Consider the following 14,853-nt stretch of genomic DNA (forward strand, 5'->3'; position numbering starts at 1 on the left):
CGAAGGCAACCTTACGCGCTAGCGTCTAAACGAAGTCTCAACAACGCGCTCTGTAACGCATTCCAGTCGGTCTCGGTATCGGCGATGAGTTCAATACGGCTATCCGGTGGCGCGACGTTTTGCGTTTCTATATGCCAGTCGTCTCCCTGGCGGTTAATGCGTACCAGCCCTTCCTTAATACGCATTACCCCCTTCACACGCCCAACAGGAGCAAGACGCGACCATTCCAGCAGACCGATGGTATCGAACACCGTATCGGCGTCAAAAATCCAACCGCAGGCCTGATGGCCCTGACCGCTGTTCAGGCTACGCCGCCAACGCTGCTGTGCGGGTAAGCTCAACGCTGCCAGCCCCTTTTTGTTGGCATGGCTATGGGCGTGCTCCGCGCTTGCAGGAAGCTCCGCCAGGTTTAGTCGGGGCAAATCCAGTAGCTGACCGTCAATTTGCCCATGGTCGGCATGAACTAACTGGCGATTACCACCGTAGTGTTGCCACCAGCTTTGCAGGGCGTTTTCGCTTTCCGTCGTGGCACGGTCGGTTTTGTTGGCAACAATGATATCAGCAGCGGCCAGCTGATCGCGGAAATTGTCATTGGCGACGCTTTTCTCATCCAGTAACAGGCGAGGATCAAGGATACAGAGGGTTGCGCGCAGATCGATCCACGGCTCATAAACCGGTGCGGTGAGTAAATCCAGAATCTGTTTGGGATGCCCGAGGCCGGTGGGTTCAATCAGCAGGCGGTCGGGTTTCCCCTGACGCAGCAGCGTATTGAGGCCAACCTGCATTGGCAGACCGTTAACACAGCACATACAGCCGCCGGGGATCTCTTTTAGCAGCGCACCGCTGTCGGCCAGCAACGCGCCATCAATGCCAACTTCACCAAACTCATTAACCAGCACGGCCCACTTCTCAGCAGGATCTTTGTTTGCCAATAAATGAAGAATAGAGGTGGTTTTGCCACTGCCGAGAAAACCGGTGATGAGATTGGTTTTAGTCACATTTACTCCAGAATCATAAATTACCGTAATGGCATTTAACAATCCTGGCGAAAAACGGGGAAAAAGAGAAGGGGTGAGAGGACGAAGAGGCGCTTCGTCCTGCTTAATGGCAGAAATCGTTAACTTTTTAACGTCTCGATGACAGCCTGATGCGCACCGTATTGGGCAATGCGTTGCCAGGCCTGCTGAATGGCCGCGACAAACTGCGGATTCTGTACGAGATCGGTGGCGAAAATCTCGCGCAGCGAAAGCAGGGCGTTGACGCGTTCTGACTCTGTGCTCTGTTTAACCAGAGCGGCAATTTTTTCACTCAACGGGTCACGAACATCAATAGCGGTGCCTGAATCATCCACGCCACTCACATAACGCATCCAGCCTGCGACGCCGAGCGCCAGCAGTGGCCACTCGCTTTGGCGGGCTAAATGTACGCGGATCCCTTCCAACATGCGCTGGGGTAATTTCTGGCTACCGTCCATCGCGATTTGCCAGGTTTTATGTTTCAACGCTGGGTTGGCAAAACGCTCCAACAGGCTTAGGGCATACTGGTCTAAATCAACATCGGTAATTTGCAGCGTAGGTGCCTGTTCGTTGAGCATCAGGCGGTAAGCGGCTTCACGAAATGCGCTGTCCTGCATACAGTCGCTGATGTGCTGGAACCCGGCCAGATAGCCGAGATAAGCGAGAAACGAATGACTGCCGTTCAGCATCCGCAGTTTCATTTGTTCCCACGGCAACACATTTTCGACCATCTGGACGCCCGCCGTTTCCCATTGTGGGCGGCCACACACAAAATTATCTTCAATCACCCACTGGATAAACGGTTCGCAGCTGATTGCGCAAGGATCGGCAACCCCCAGCTCGCGGGCAATTTCGGCCAGTGACTCTTCAGTGGCGGCAGGGACAATGCGGTCGACCATGGTGCCTGGGAAACTGACATGCTCCTGAATCCAGGTTGCCAGTTCTGGCGAACGTTTCTCCGCCATTCCAAGGACGGCGTTTTTTACCACATGACCATTGTCCGGGATGTTATCGCAAGAGAGGACGGTAAACGGCTGTAGCCCGCGTTCACGTCGGCGGTGTAGGGCTTCAACAATAATTCCGGGGGCAGAGTGCGGTTCAGTCGGTGTTTGCAGATCGTGAGCAATACGTGGATTACTGAGGTCTAACGAACCTGTCGCCGGATCGATGCAGTAGCCTTTTTCTGTGATGGTTAGCGAGACAATAGCCACCTGAGGTTCGCAGAATTTTTCGATAATAGCCGCCAGCGAATCCAGCCTGGCGTTGAGACATTCGTTGACGGCGCCGATAACAATTGGCTGGTTGCCGGTGGCCCCTTTTTCCAGCACGGTAAATAAATGATCCTGTTCGCGCAGTTGGCTCATCAGTCGATCGCCGCTGAACAGACTGATCTCACAAATACCCCAGTCTCCACCCTGCGCATTCAGCACCCTGTCGGTTAGTAACGCCTGATGGGCGCGGTGAAAAGCACCGAAACCAAAATGCACAATCCGCGTTTTTAATTGCTGGCGGTCGTATTGCGGCATCATGACATTTTCCGCCAGTGGCGCTGAGGCAATAGTTTTCATTTAATACACCTGATTAACCATAAATTAACAATGGCAGTATAAAGTTATATGACAACAAATTGAATTGGTGTGCCTCATTTATCCGGGGAATGTGAGCTTGATCAACCAATCATCGGCAATGTGTTGATCAGTTGACGGATGCCTGTATGGTAGTCGTCATTAAGATGATTTGATTTGGTATAACAACTTGTGAGGTGAAACAATGGAACAAACCTGGCGTTGGTACGGACCTAACGATCCGGTATCGCTTGATGATGTGCGTCAGGCTGGCGCAACGGGTGTTGTGACCGCCTTGCACCATATTCCTAACGGTGAAGTGTGGCCGGTAGAAGAAATTCAGCAGCGTCAGGCCATTCTGGCTGAAAAAGGGCTGACCTGGTCGGTAGTGGAAAGTATCCCTGTCCACGAAGATATCAAAACGCGTTCAGGTCAATATCAAACGTGGATTGCCAACTATCAGCAGAGTATCCGTAATCTGGCGACCTGTGGTATCGATACGGTGTGCTATAACTTCATGCCGATCCTCGACTGGACGCGTACCGACCTCGAATATCAGCTGCCGGATGGTTCCAAAGCGCTGCGTTTTGACCAGATTGCTTTTGCGGCCTTTGAACTTCACATTCTGCAACGCCCGGGAGCTGAAGCGGATTATACCGCCGAAGAACAACGCCAGGCGATGGACTACTTCAATGCCATGAGTGATGCAGAAATTGAAAAACTGACCCGCAATATCATTGCTGGCCTGCCTGGTGCAGAAGAGGGCTATACGCTGGATCAGTTCCGTGCGCGTCTCGCTGAATACGACGGCATCAGCAAGGACGATCTGCGCGATAATATGGCGGTATTCCTGCGGGCGATTGTGCCAGTGGCAGAAGAAGTCGGCGTGCGTCTGGCCGTGCATCCTGACGATCCGCCGCGCCCGATCCTCGGCCTGCCGCGTATCGTTTCGACTATCGAAGATATGCAGTGGCTGAAAGAAACGGTCGATAGCATTAATAATGGTTTCACCATGTGCACCGGTTCTTACGGCGTGCGCGCTGATAACGATCTGGTGAAAATGATCGAAACCTTTGGCGATCGAATCCACTTCACGCACCTGCGCTCAACCTGTCGTGAAGATAACCCGAAAACCTTCCATGAAGGTGCGCACCTGCAGGGCGATGTGGATATGGTATCGGTGGTGGCTGCCATTTTGAGCGAAGAGCAGCGGCGTAAAAAAGCGGGCGACCTGCGTCCTATCCCGATGCGTCCGGATCATGGACACCAGATGCTTGACGATCTGCACAAGAAAACCAACCCGGGCTACTCTGCGATTGGTCGCCTGAAAGGCCTGGCAGAAGTCCGCGGCGTTGAGCTGGCGCTGAAACAAACGCAGTTCCGCGACCTGCTGTAAGTCTAACAACAGGGATTGCGCGACAGGCGCGATCCCTGTTTTTCATCAAGGCTGCGCGAGCGCCTGCTCCAGCACTGTCAGCACTTTATTGATCTGCTGTATCTGCAATCCACCAAATCCAAAAAACATAACAGCATCGCTGTTCTCTTTGCGCCATGCTGCTTCTGATCCATTTTCTATATCCGGCAGAGTGTCGAAACGGATCCCGGCCAACAGGCAGCATTGTTGCAACCTGGTGATGAATTCTGCGTGTCTGGCAATGCGTAATGAGAGGTGCAGACCTGCCGTTGCGCCAGCGATTTTCCCTTCGGGAAACAGAGTGGAAAGGCCATCGCGTAACAGGGTGAGGCGCGTCGCATAGCTGCAGGCCAGCTTGCTGATATGCGTATAAAACACCTGATTTTGCATCAGTTCGGCCAAAAATTGCTGCAACAACCACTGGCTGCCGTTGTTATTGAGCGCTTTCATATTCTGTACCGCCGGAAGCAATTCATCAGGGCAAATAAGATAGCCAAGCCGTGCGCCTGGCCCCAGCGTTTTAGAAAATGTCCCCATGTAGATAACCCGGTTGTGATAATCCATGGCTTTCAGCGCGGGAAGGGGATTTTCCCCATAGGTAAAAACGGCATCGTAATCATCTTCAATGATGTAAGCGCCGACGCGTTGCGCCCACGTTAATAATGACTGACGGCGCTCCAGTGAAAGCACGCTTCCCATCGGATACTGATGCGCTGGAGTAACATAACAAAGCTGGGTTTCATACTCGGGTAAATTATCTGTTTGCAGCCCGTGGTTATCTACGGCAATTGACGTAATGTCTGCACCGTAATAATTAAAAAGATGCCATGCGCCAGAATAACAAGGGGATTCGGTCACAATATGGCACTTTTTTTGCTGACTGACAGCATGATGAATAATAAATATTTGGCTGAGCAGTGATAATCCTTCCTGAATCCCGTTGGTAATGATGATGTTCTCTGCTCGGGTATTAATTCCGCGGGATAAATTAAGGTATCTGACCAATTGCTCACGCAGTGAAAATAATCCACTTGGTGAATGGTATCGGGTAAATAATTGTTCTTTAAGTATGCTTGGAGCATTATTCCATTTCCGCCAACTTGACCAGGGAAAAGCGTTGGGATCGGGGACGCCCATCCGACAGTAGCACTCTCGTCCAGGCTCGGCGTAAACATCGGTTGAGACTCCGGCAGCTTTAGGTTTTGTCGGCGGAGAACCCTGGGTAACGGGCACATGCGTTGGTGTTATACGTACAGGCGTGGTGAATATCACTTCATAGCCAATGCCGTGTCGGCTCTTGATTAACCCTGCAGCCATAAGCTTATCATAGGCCATCACTACCGTTATTTTGGCTACGTTCAATACCTGAGCCTGCTCGCGAATAGAGGGAAGCTTATCGCCACAAAGCAAATCTCCCCGCTGAATAGCCTGGAAATAAAATTGAAAAATTTGCAATTGCAGCGGAGTGCGGAGTTCTCTATTGAGCGTTAATGTAAGCATGAGGAATTCCTTATTAATATATAGCCACTATATTACGAATTTCTCGTTTTTACTATTTGATACACCTCATGGAGTAGCGGCTGTTCCTATAGCTTGCCATCGCTGTCTCTATTTTTGGTTTTTATTATCCCTTAGCGTGTCGCTATTAAAAAAATGGAGGCAAGCATGTCGTGGATAAGAAAGAACGCATTGTGGTGCGTATTGGCTGGGGCGGTGGCAATGGCCTTGGCTATTTGGGGAACGTGGCAAGGCGTTCATTACACCAGTACCACCGAATTTTGTTTATCGTGTCACTCGATGCGCACGGCTGGAGAGGAATATAAAACCAGCGTGCATTTTCGTAACGCATCTGGCGTGCGGGCTGAGTGTAAGGATTGTCATATCCCCCCGGGCGTTGTTCCAACGCTTATTCGTAAAACTGAAGCCTTAAACGACCTCTATCACACCTTTATTTCTCCTTCTATCGATACTCCTGAAAAGTTTGCTGCCAAACGCCCGGAGCTGGCCCAGCGGGAGTGGGCACGCATGAGCGCGAATAATTCAGCGGCGTGTAAATCCTGCCATAGCTATGAGGCAATGGATCATGGCAAGCAATCGGCAAACGCGGCGGCGCAAATGACCGCAGCGGCAGCAAAAGACAGTAACTGTATCGATTGTCACAAAGGAATAGCCCATCACAAACCCGATATGAGCAGCGGTTTTCGCGATCGCTATAAGCAGCTACAGCGTCAGGGAGATATGCCAACAGATGCGACCACACTGTTCTCATTAAGCGAAAAATCACTGGCGGCAACGGCAGGGAGTCCGGCCGGGAAGGCGCTGTTATTTCCTGCTACCGAGGTCAAGGTGCTGAAAAAAGAAGGCAGTAACGTGCAGCTCGAAATCACGGGCTGGCGAGAAAGCAAAGGGCGTGGACGGGTGATCACCCAGTATATGGGGAAACGCGTTTTCTCCGCCGTTCTCGATGAGCCCCTGATGGCGAACGTAAAAGTGCTACAAACCCAGGTCGATCCTGACTCACATCAGGAATGGCAGCAGGTGAGCGTCACCGCCTGGGCCACCGATCAGGACTTTATCAACACGCTTGCGCCAATTTGGGAGTACTCAGATCAAATGCTGCAATCCACCTGTAGCGCCTGTCATAGCACTCCTCCTACAACCCGATATACCGCTAACGGCTGGATCGCCGGACTGAAAGCCATGTCGACCTATTACCGGCTTAATCCGGTGGAGGAACGTACGTTGTTGAAATACCTCCAGACCCACGCCAGCGATGTGTCTGAAACCAACAAAAAGTAAGGATAATGTATGGATATTCATGACTTTAATCCGTCCCGTCGCCGTTTTCTCAACGGAATGCTGGCGGTGGGGGCTGCCAGTGCACTGGCGCCTAATCCGCTGATATCAAAAGTGTGGGCGGCGGGGGAAAATCCCGAACAGTGGATCCAATCTGGTTCGCACTATGGCGCTTTTGAAGCCAAAGTGGTCAACGGTGAGTGGACCGAAACCCGTCCGTTCAAACATGACAAATACCCCTGCGATATGCTGAACGCGGTGCGTGAAGTGGTCTACAACCCGTCGCGGGTGCGCTACCCGATGGTGCGTCTGGACTGGCTGCGTAAGCGTGAGAAGTCAGATCGCAGTCAGCGCGGAGATAACCGTTTTGTACGGGTCAGTTGGGATCAGGCGCTGGATCTGTTTTACGAAGAGCTGGAGAGGGTGCAAAAAACCTATGGCTCATCAGGCGTATTTACCGGGCTTGCCGACTGGCAAATGGTGGGCAAATACCATAAAGCGGGCGGGGCGATGGATCGGGGACTTGGCCTGCATGGTAGCTATGTGACAACCGTCGGCGACTATTCTGCGGCAGCGGCACAGGTCATTTTACCGCATGTGATTGGTTCGCTGGAAGTTTATGAGCAGCAGACGTCGCTTCCGCTGGTGATTCAAAACAGCAATACCATCGTGCTGTGGGGCTGCGATCCGATCAAGAACTTGCAGATCGAGTTTTTGGTTCCCGATCACGATGCGTTTGGCTACTGGCAGCAGATTAAAGAGGCGATAGCGCAGGGTAAGATGCGCGTTATCAGTGTTGATCCGGTGCGTAGCAAGTCGCAAAATTATCTTGGCTGCGAGCAGTTGGCGTTGCGGCCACAAACCGATGTGGCGTTAATGCTGGCGCTGGCGCATACCTTGTACGAAGAAAAACTGTACGACACGGCGTTTATTACCGATTACACCGTCGGCTTTGAGCAGTTTTTGCCGTATCTGCTGGGCGAAACCGATAAACAGCCGAAAAATGCCGAATGGGCGGCAGAAATCTGCGGCCTGACGGCAGAGCAGATCCGAGACTTCGCCCGCCTGTTGGTGAAAGGCCGGACACAGTTTATGGGCGGTTGGTGCGTACAACGCATGCACCATGGTGAGCAGTATCCGTGGATGCTGGTGGTGCTGGCCAGCATGGTCGGTCAAATTGGTTTGCCCGGCGGCGGGGTAGGATTTGGCTGGCACTACAACGGCGGTGGTACGGTAACATCCGCCGGGCCTGTGCTCTCTGGGCTGGGAGGGATCACGAATCCCCCGCAGGCAAAGTACAACGCGGATTTTCGCGGCGTATCGGAGCATATCCCCACTTCGCGTATCGTTGACTGCCTGCTTGAGCCGGGCAAAAAGGTTGCCTTTAACGGCGAGACGTTAACCTGGCCTGACATCAAAATGGCGATCTACAGCGCGGCGAATCCATTTCATGCGCAGCAGGACAGGAATCGCATGATCGACGCGTGGAAGAAGCTGGAAACCGTGGTGGTGTTGGATCACCAATGGACCGCGTCGTGCCGTTTTGCCGATATCGTCCTGCCCGTTACCACCCGCTTTGAACGTAACGATATTGAGCAGTTCGGTACGCATTCGAATAAAGGGTTGATGGCGTTGCATCAGATCGTCAAACCGCAATATGAAGCGCGACATGATTTTGATGTATTTGCCGGGCTGTGTAAGCGCTTTGACAAGGAAGCGGTGTACCGTGAAAACCGTGATGAAATGCAGTGGATACAGACGCTTTATGACGAAGGCGTGAAGATGGGGGCATCGCTCGGCGTCTCATTACCGGATTTCACAACGTTCTGGCAGGGTGACGGATATATTGAATATCCGCCGGGTCAGCCGTGGGTACGTCACGGCGAGTTTCGCGACCAGCCAGACCTGAATCCGCTGGGAACGCCATCAGGTCTGATTGAAATCTACAGCAAAACCATCGCGGGCTTTGCCTATGAGGATTGTCCGGGGCATCCGGTGTGGATGGAACCCTTTGAGCGTACCCATAGCGGCAAAAAAGATAAATACCCGCTGCATCTGCAATCCTGCCATCCGGACAAACGTCTGCATTCCCAACTGTGCTCTAGCGAGGCGTTTCGCAACACCTATGCGGTTGCCGGAAGAGAACCGCTTTATATCAGTGAACAGGATGCCACCGCTCGTGGCTTAAAAGCCGGTGATATCGCCCGCGTTTTTAACGCTCGTGGTCAGGTACTGGCTGGCGTAGTTGTCAGTCCGGATTTTTCCCCTGGCGTGGTCCGTATTCATGAAGGTGCATGGTACTCCCCGCAGGAAGGGGGGAAAGCCGGGACATTATGCACCTATGGCGACCCGAACGTGCTGAGCGCGGATATCGGTACTTCACAGCTGGCCCAGGGGCCTTCAGCGCATACCGTGCTGGTGGAGGTCGAGCGTTATCAGCAGAAAGCCCCGCAGGTGACGGCTTTCGGTGGTCCGCAGATTGTGAAAGAGGAGGGGACCAGTGCAGCATAAGCAAATTCATCAGCAGCGGGCAGCTGTGTACCAGTGGTTTTCGCAACTGCTATTTCGTGAACTGGATGAAAAACAGCTCGCCAGTCTGGAAAACGGCGATAGCCAGGCTTGGATTGCCTCACTGGCGGCGGTTCCTGGAGTGTCTGCCGAGGTTAAACGTTTTGAGCGCAGCCTGGGCCGGGTTTTGCGGCGCGACTCCCGACAGCTGGAGCTGGCAGCAGATTTTGCCTCGCTGTTTCTGCTGGCCCCGCCGGCAAGTGTTTCTCCCTATGCAGGGCACTATCCACACACGACAGCGGCAGAAGAACGTCGGCAAATGAATGTGCTGCTGATTGAGCAAGGTCTGGCAGCGCGAGAGAATGAACCCTCCGATCATATTGCTGTGCAGTTGGCATTAATGGCGAGGATGGTTGCTAAAGAGGAGAGGCTATCGGCGCAATATTACTTTTTGCATCATCATATTCTGTGCTGGGCACCGTTATTTCGCGACGCTTGTCTGGTGCGGGATAACGAGAGGTTTTATCCTCAGGCGGTGAATCTGATAGTGCGTTTTATGCAAGAGGATGAACAGTATCTGGAGTCATTGCTGATGGATGATTTTTATTTCAGCAGCCAGCGCTGAAAATGAAAAAAGGGACAGCCTGCGTTGTAATGCCAGTCAGTTAAGCATTATGGAGCATATTTTATTGCGGCATAGGGTTCCGTTCACCTCAGCGGAGTCATTTCTCTGAAGCGCAGATACCCGTGAACGTGCAAGGGAGGCTCACCGCCGCCTCCCTTGCAACCCTGGCTCCCGGCAGGATTGTTAAGGGTACGGCGATAGTACCCTTAACACGTTCACAGGCAGTATCGTTTCAGAGAAGTGATATCACTAAAGTGAACGGAACATTTTGCCAGAGACAACATGTCATTATCTTTGGTTCACCTGTAACGACAGGAGCTTAATCTGCACGGCCCATATAGCGACGTTCTTCGATATGAATACGGATTTTTTCACCCGCACTCAGATACTCAGGAACCTGGATCACCAGACCGGTGCTCAGGGTTGCTGGTTTGTTGCGCGCACTCGCTGAAGCACCTTTAATCCCCGGTGAAGTTTCAACGATTTCCAGGTCTACGGTCTGCGGCAGTTCAAGCGCCAGCAGTTGGCCGTCCCAGGTCAGTACCTGCATGTCCGGCATCCCGCCTTCCGGCATGAACAGCAGCTCTTCTTCAATCTGGTCTTTGGTGAAGGTATACGGGGTATAGTCTTCTTTATCCATAAAGATGTATTCGTTGCCATCGACGTAGGAGAAATCAACGCCACGACGGCTCAGAGTGACGGTATCCACGATATCGTCACCTTTGAAGCGCTCTTCAACTTTCAGACCGGTACGCACATCAGAAAAACGCATTTTGTACAGCGTGGCAGCACCACGTGCAGACGGTGATTGAATATCGATATCTTTTACAATCAGCAGTTTGCCGTTGTAGTTCAGTACCATACCTTTTTTAATTTCGTTCGCTCTTGGCATCGAAAAAATCCTGTAGTGAGGAGTGTCTAAAATATCGCGTAAAACTACTCGCGCCGGGGCATTCAGGCAAGCGGAATTCATGCTTTTGCTGGTGCAAAAAAGGTGGTACTGTGCCCTTCCCGCACAATCCGATGGTTTACGATAAAGAGAGTACTGTATGGAATGCCGTCCGGATTGTGGTGCATGCTGCACCGCGCCTTCAATCTCCAGTCCCATCCCCGGTATGCCTGATGGCAAGCCCGCTAATACGCCCTGCGTTCAGTTGGATGAATCCCTGCGTTGCAAAATTTTTGCGTCGCCGCTACGACCAAAGGTGTGCGGCGGTTTACAGCCCAGTGCGGAAATGTGTGGGCGGACGACGCACCAGGCCATGGTTTATCTCATCGAGCTTGAAGCGCTAACCGCGCCTTAAACGTCCTTGATGCGCACCAGGCACGCGACGGTGGCGACGATCATCACTAGTGCAAACCAGAACACCGCGTGATAGTTCCAAATTTCAGCGGCAATCCCCGCCAGCGATCCGGCAATAATCCAGCCCACGCGAATGGTATTCGTATAGAGGGTGGTGGCTGAACCTGCCTGTCCCGGCATCAGGTCCTGGAAATAGAGCATACCAATCCCGCCGAGAATACCGATGTAAATCGCGTTCAGCAGCTGTAAGCCAAGCAATATCGCCGGAGAGTGAGCCAGCAGCATACCGGCATAAAAGAAGAATCCGGCAACGACGGCAATTCTCATCAACAGACGTTTACCCAGACGCTTTGCAAAATAGCCAGCAATCAGCATGGTTGGGATTTCCAGTCCGGCTGCGGTGCCCATCATGATGCCAGCCAGTTTTTCTGGCAGATGCAGTTCGTTGATGATAAACAGCGGCATATTAATGATATAGAGACTATTGGTTCCCCACATTAATGTGCAGATAACAAACAGCAGCAACGTGTCGCGTCGATTGCGGCGCGGGGCCTCAACTGCGCCTGTCGCGAGAGGCACGTTTTTACTCATTGAGGGTAAAAACAGCCAGACCATTACACCGCAGACAACAAACGCCACCGCCGCGCTGAGATACATCACCGTAAAGCTGAATCCCATGGCCAGCGCGTAGGCCAGCGGCGGGCCAATTACCCAGGCCAGCGAAACCTGTGCGCGTAATATTGAGCTGAACATGACGGCTTCCCGACCTGTGCGGTCGGCGTGTTCACGGGCGAGAGCAAACATTTGCGGGTTGGCGGTCGATCCAAAGCTGCTGAGGAATACCCCGACAAAAAGCAAGATAAAATAATTACGGTTCCAGGCGAACAGCACGCAGGCCAGCATCCCCAGCACGCAGCAAAACACAATCAGGTTCTTGCGATCGCCTTTTCTATCTGAACGTCCGGCCAGAAACTGACTTACCAGAATACCGATCACAGCGCTACCGGTAAAAAAGAACCCGACCATGCCGGGACGGGCGTGGACTTCATCCGTCAGAAAAAGGCTGAGCGTTGGCGTCTGCAACGCGCCGGCGATACCCGTCAGAAATGCGACAAGCAGGAACGCCGAAGACGTTAAATCAAACGCCTTGGGTGTGGCGGCTACGGGGGTGTTATGCATGTTTTGATATCAATGATGTGAAGAGACGCGGAGTTTACGCCGCTTGTCAGAAAATAAACAGGGAGCCAAATCAAAATCGGCATCAAAAATCAAAATAGCATTTCAGTCAAAGAATGCTGTTTGCTGACGTTGCTGAATCTGACAAGCTGACGGCGTTTTTGCGTCAGCATTTTTTTCTCCTCCGCAGAGAAAATGTGCGTTATCTCTAAATTCAGCAAGTAATTTGTCAACTTTACTTGTGTGCTGAAGAAAAAAGAGCAAGACTTCTTGAAACGTTTCAGCGTCATCTTGCCTTAACTGATGGAGTCGGGTGACGCCTTTTTTCTCATGTTGGCTGAATCGTTTCAATTCAGCGGGAGAGGAGAATCATGTTCCAGTTATCTGTTCAGGATATTCACCCGGGCGAACAGGCCGGGAATAAAGAAGAGGCTATTCGCCAGGTTGCCGCTGCCTTAGTGCAGGCGGATAACGTCGCGGAAGGCTACGTCGATGGCATGCTGGCGCGCGAACAACAGACGTCCACGTTCCTCGGCAACGGTATTGCGATTCCTCACGGTACGACGGACACGCGCGATCAGGTACTGAAAACCGGTGTGCAGGTATTTCAGTTTCCACAGGGCGTGACCTGGGGCGAAGGGCAGGTTGCTTATGTGGCAATCGGTATAGCCGCAAGCTCTGATGAACACCTCGGTTTACTGCGTCAGCTGACACACGTGCTGAGCGATGACTCCGTCGCTGAACAGCTGAAGTCCGCGACCACGGCGGAAGAACTGCGTGCGCTGCTGATGGGTGAAAAGCAAAGTGAACAGCTGAAGCTTGATAACGAAACGCTGTCGCTGGATGTCGTGGCCAACTCGCTGGTGACGCTGCAGGCACTCAACGCGGCACGGCTGAAAGAAGTCGGTGCGGTTGATGCCACCTTTGTGGCCAGAGCAATCAATGAGCAGCCGATGAATCTTGGTCAGGGGATCTGGCTGAATGACTGTGCTGAAGGTAACGTGCGTAGCGCCGTTGCGGTCAGCCGTGCAGCAACAGCGTTCGATGTACAAGGTGAAGTTGCCGCCCTGTTGGTGACCGTCGCCATGAATGACGATCAACCGGTTGCTGTGCTGAAGCGCCTTGGCGATCTGCTGCTGAATAATAAAGCTGACCGTTTGTTGAAAGCTGATGCGGCAACGGTGCTGGCGCTGCTGACCAGCGATGACGCCTTAACTGATGATGTACTGAGCGCCGAATTTATTGTGCGCAATGAGCATGGTTTACATGCCCGCCCGGGCACCATGCTGGTGAATACGATTAAACAATTTAACAGTGAAATTACCGTGACAAATCTTGATGGAACCGGCAAGCCGGCGAATGGACGCAGTCTGATGAAAGTTGTGGCGTTAGGCGTGAAGAAAGGACATCACCTGCGCTTTACTGCACAGGGTGAAGATGCTGAACAGGCGCTGAAGGCGATTGGCGAAGCCATCGCGGCAGGTCTTGGGGAGGGCGCGTAATGAGCAGACGTGTTGCTACTATCACCCTTAACCCGGCCTACGACCTGGTGGGTTTCTGCCCAGAAATTGAACGCGGTGAAGTGAACCTGGTTAAAACCACCGGTCTGCATGCGGCAGGGAAAGGGATCAACGTCGCTAAGGTTTTGAAGGATTTAGGTATCGATGTCACTGTGGGCGGCTTCCTGGGTAAAGACAACCAGGATGGTTTTCAGCAGTTGTTCAGCGAGCTGGGCATTGCCAACCGTTTTCAGGTCGTGCAGGGCCGTACCCGTATTAACGTCAAGCTGACCGAAAAAGACGGTGAAGTATCTGACTTCAATTTCTCTGGTTTTGAAGTCACCCCGGCTGACTGGGAACGCTTTGTAAATGATTCGCTGAGCTGGCTGGGCCAGTTCGACATGGTGTGCGTCAGCGGCAGTTTGCCAACCGGCGTGAGCCCGGAAGCCTTCACCGACTGGATGACGCGCCTGCGTAGTCAGTGTCCTTGCATTATCTTTGATAGTAGTCGTGAAGCGTTGGTAGCAGGTCTGAAAGCGGCACCATGGCTGGTGAAGCCAAACCGTCGTGAGCTGGAAATCTGGGCCGGTCGTAAGCTGCCGGAAATGAAAGATGTGATTGAAGCGGCGCATGCGCTGCGTGAACAGGGGATCGCTCATGTGGTGATTTCACTCGGCGCGGAAGGTGCGCTGTGGGTTAACGCCTCAGGTGAGTGGATTGCTAAACCGCCGTCAGTTGAGGTGGTCAGCACCGTCGGCGCGGGTGATTCAATGGTTGGCGGTCTGATTTACGGTCTGCTGATGCGTGAGTCCAGCGAACATACCCTGCGTCTGGCGACGGCTGTTGCCGCCCTGGCGGTAAGCCAAAGTAATGTAGGCATTACCGATCGTCCTCAGTTGGCCGCAATGATGGCGCGTGTCGACTTAAAACCGTTTAACTGACAGCAGGAGA

General features: G+C 52.6%; 12 protein-coding genes. 7 read left to right on the forward strand and 5 right to left on the reverse strand.

Translation table 11 applies throughout. The features are described from left to right. Nucleotides 1-11 precede the first annotated feature (11 nt). Both FDW94_RS09330 and FDW94_RS09335 read right to left on the reverse strand, forming a co-directional pair. The gene (locus FDW94_RS09330) at nucleotides 12-998 is read right to left on the reverse strand and encodes a GTP-binding protein (RefSeq protein ID WP_003834563.1); all 987 of its coding nucleotides are present in this window, start codon (nucleotides 996-998) and stop codon (nucleotides 12-14) included. A gap of 119 nt (nucleotides 999-1,117) precedes the next feature. Then, nucleotides 1,118-2,584, reverse strand: a complete 1,467-nt coding sequence (locus FDW94_RS09335) for a fructuronate reductase (RefSeq protein ID WP_128316799.1) — start codon at nucleotides 2,582-2,584, stop codon at nucleotides 1,118-1,120. Between the two features lie 202 nt (nucleotides 2,585-2,786). Between FDW94_RS09335 and uxuA the strand changes: the two genes are divergently transcribed. Next, nucleotides 2,787-3,977, forward strand: a complete 1,191-nt coding sequence (uxuA, locus tag FDW94_RS09340; RefSeq protein WP_032944021.1) for a mannonate dehydratase — start codon at nucleotides 2,787-2,789, stop codon at nucleotides 3,975-3,977. A 45-nt stretch (nucleotides 3,978-4,022) separates the two neighbouring features. Here uxuA and FDW94_RS09345 read toward each other — a convergent pair whose 3' ends face one another. Further along, nucleotides 4,023-5,495 (reverse strand): PLP-dependent aminotransferase family protein, encoded by a 1,473-nt coding sequence (locus tag FDW94_RS09345; RefSeq protein WP_060683525.1) that lies wholly within the window; start codon nucleotides 5,493-5,495, stop codon nucleotides 4,023-4,025. Nucleotides 5,496-5,660: 165 nt separating this feature from the next. On the opposite strand from FDW94_RS09345, the gene torC reads away from it, so the two are divergent. The 3 genes from torC to torD are packed head-to-tail and all read left to right on the forward strand — an operon-like array spanning nucleotide 5,661 to nucleotide 9,924. Then, complete coding sequence (gene torC / locus FDW94_RS09350; RefSeq protein WP_137377481.1) at nucleotides 5,661-6,794, forward strand: pentaheme c-type cytochrome TorC; 1,134 nt, start codon at nucleotides 5,661-5,663, stop codon at nucleotides 6,792-6,794. 9 nt (nucleotides 6,795-6,803) lie between these two features. Then, entirely contained in the window at nucleotides 6,804-9,302 is a 2,499-nt protein-coding gene (gene torA, locus FDW94_RS09355; RefSeq protein WP_137377482.1) for a trimethylamine-N-oxide reductase TorA, read from the forward strand. Then, complete coding sequence (gene torD / locus FDW94_RS09360; RefSeq protein ID WP_137377483.1) at nucleotides 9,292-9,924, forward strand: molecular chaperone TorD; 633 nt, start codon at nucleotides 9,292-9,294, stop codon at nucleotides 9,922-9,924. Before torA ends, torD begins: the two co-directional genes overlap by 11 nt. 319 nt (nucleotides 9,925-10,243) lie before the next feature. Here torD and yeiP read toward each other — a convergent pair whose 3' ends face one another. Then, complete coding sequence (gene yeiP, locus FDW94_RS09370; RefSeq protein WP_003027452.1) at nucleotides 10,244-10,816, reverse strand: elongation factor P-like protein YeiP; 573 nt, start codon at nucleotides 10,814-10,816, stop codon at nucleotides 10,244-10,246. Between the two features lie 157 nt (nucleotides 10,817-10,973). Between yeiP and FDW94_RS09375 the strand changes: the two genes are divergently transcribed. Next, the gene (locus tag FDW94_RS09375) at nucleotides 10,974-11,228 is read left to right on the forward strand and encodes a YkgJ family cysteine cluster protein (RefSeq protein ID WP_008785278.1); all 255 of its coding nucleotides are present in this window, start codon (nucleotides 10,974-10,976) and stop codon (nucleotides 11,226-11,228) included. On the opposite strand, the gene setB is transcribed toward FDW94_RS09375, so the two are convergent. Continuing rightward, on the reverse strand, nucleotides 11,225-12,406 hold the full coding sequence (gene setB, locus FDW94_RS09380) for a sugar efflux transporter SetB (RefSeq protein WP_008785276.1): 1,182 nt from the start codon (nucleotides 12,404-12,406) through the stop codon (nucleotides 11,225-11,227). The genes FDW94_RS09375 and setB overlap by 4 nt on opposite strands. Nucleotides 12,407-12,774: 368 nt before the next feature. Between setB and fruB the strand changes: the two genes are divergently transcribed. Together fruB and fruK are read left to right on the forward strand one after the other, a co-directional pair. Beyond that, nucleotides 12,775-13,905: a fused PTS fructose transporter subunit IIA/HPr protein gene (gene fruB / locus FDW94_RS09390; protein WP_137377484.1), complete on the forward strand. Its 1,131-nt coding sequence runs from the start codon at nucleotides 12,775-12,777 to the stop codon at nucleotides 13,903-13,905. Then, nucleotides 13,905-14,843, forward strand: coding sequence for a 1-phosphofructokinase (fruK, locus tag FDW94_RS09395; RefSeq protein ID WP_003834544.1), 939 nt, complete (start codon nucleotides 13,905-13,907; stop codon nucleotides 14,841-14,843). The genes fruB and fruK overlap by 1 nt, the downstream gene beginning before the upstream one ends. The last annotated feature ends 10 nt before the right edge of the window (nucleotides 14,844-14,853 follow it).

Origin of the sequence: Citrobacter sp. wls757, from assembly GCF_005280935.1 — a bacterium.
In the GTDB taxonomy this organism is placed as follows: Bacteria; Pseudomonadota; Gammaproteobacteria; order Enterobacterales; family Enterobacteriaceae; genus Citrobacter; species Citrobacter portucalensis.

Excerpts from the sequence above, each read along its gene's own strand:
- FDW94_RS09335 (WP_128316799.1), bottom strand. The coding sequence starts at position 2,584 with ATGAAAACTATTGCCTCAGCGCCACTGGCGGAAAATGTCATGATGCCG.
- uxuA (WP_032944021.1), top strand. The coding sequence starts at position 2,787 with ATGGAACAAACCTGGCGTTGGTACGGACCTAACGATCCGGTATCGCTT.
- FDW94_RS09345 (WP_060683525.1), bottom strand. The coding sequence starts at position 5,495 with ATGCTTACATTAACGCTCAATAGAGAACTCCGCACTCCGCTGCAATTG.
- torC (WP_137377481.1), top strand. The coding sequence starts at position 5,661 with ATGTCGTGGATAAGAAAGAACGCATTGTGGTGCGTATTGGCTGGGGCG.
- torA (WP_137377482.1), top strand. The coding sequence starts at position 6,804 with ATGGATATTCATGACTTTAATCCGTCCCGTCGCCGTTTTCTCAACGGA.
- yeiP (WP_003027452.1), bottom strand. The coding sequence starts at position 10,816 with ATGCCAAGAGCGAACGAAATTAAAAAAGGTATGGTACTGAACTACAAC.
- FDW94_RS09375 (WP_008785278.1), top strand. The coding sequence starts at position 10,974 with ATGGAATGCCGTCCGGATTGTGGTGCATGCTGCACCGCGCCTTCAATC.
- setB (WP_008785276.1), bottom strand. The coding sequence starts at position 12,406 with ATGCATAACACCCCCGTAGCCGCCACACCCAAGGCGTTTGATTTAACG.
- fruB (WP_137377484.1), top strand. The coding sequence starts at position 12,775 with ATGTTCCAGTTATCTGTTCAGGATATTCACCCGGGCGAACAGGCCGGG.
- fruK (WP_003834544.1), top strand. The coding sequence starts at position 13,905 with ATGAGCAGACGTGTTGCTACTATCACCCTTAACCCGGCCTACGACCTG.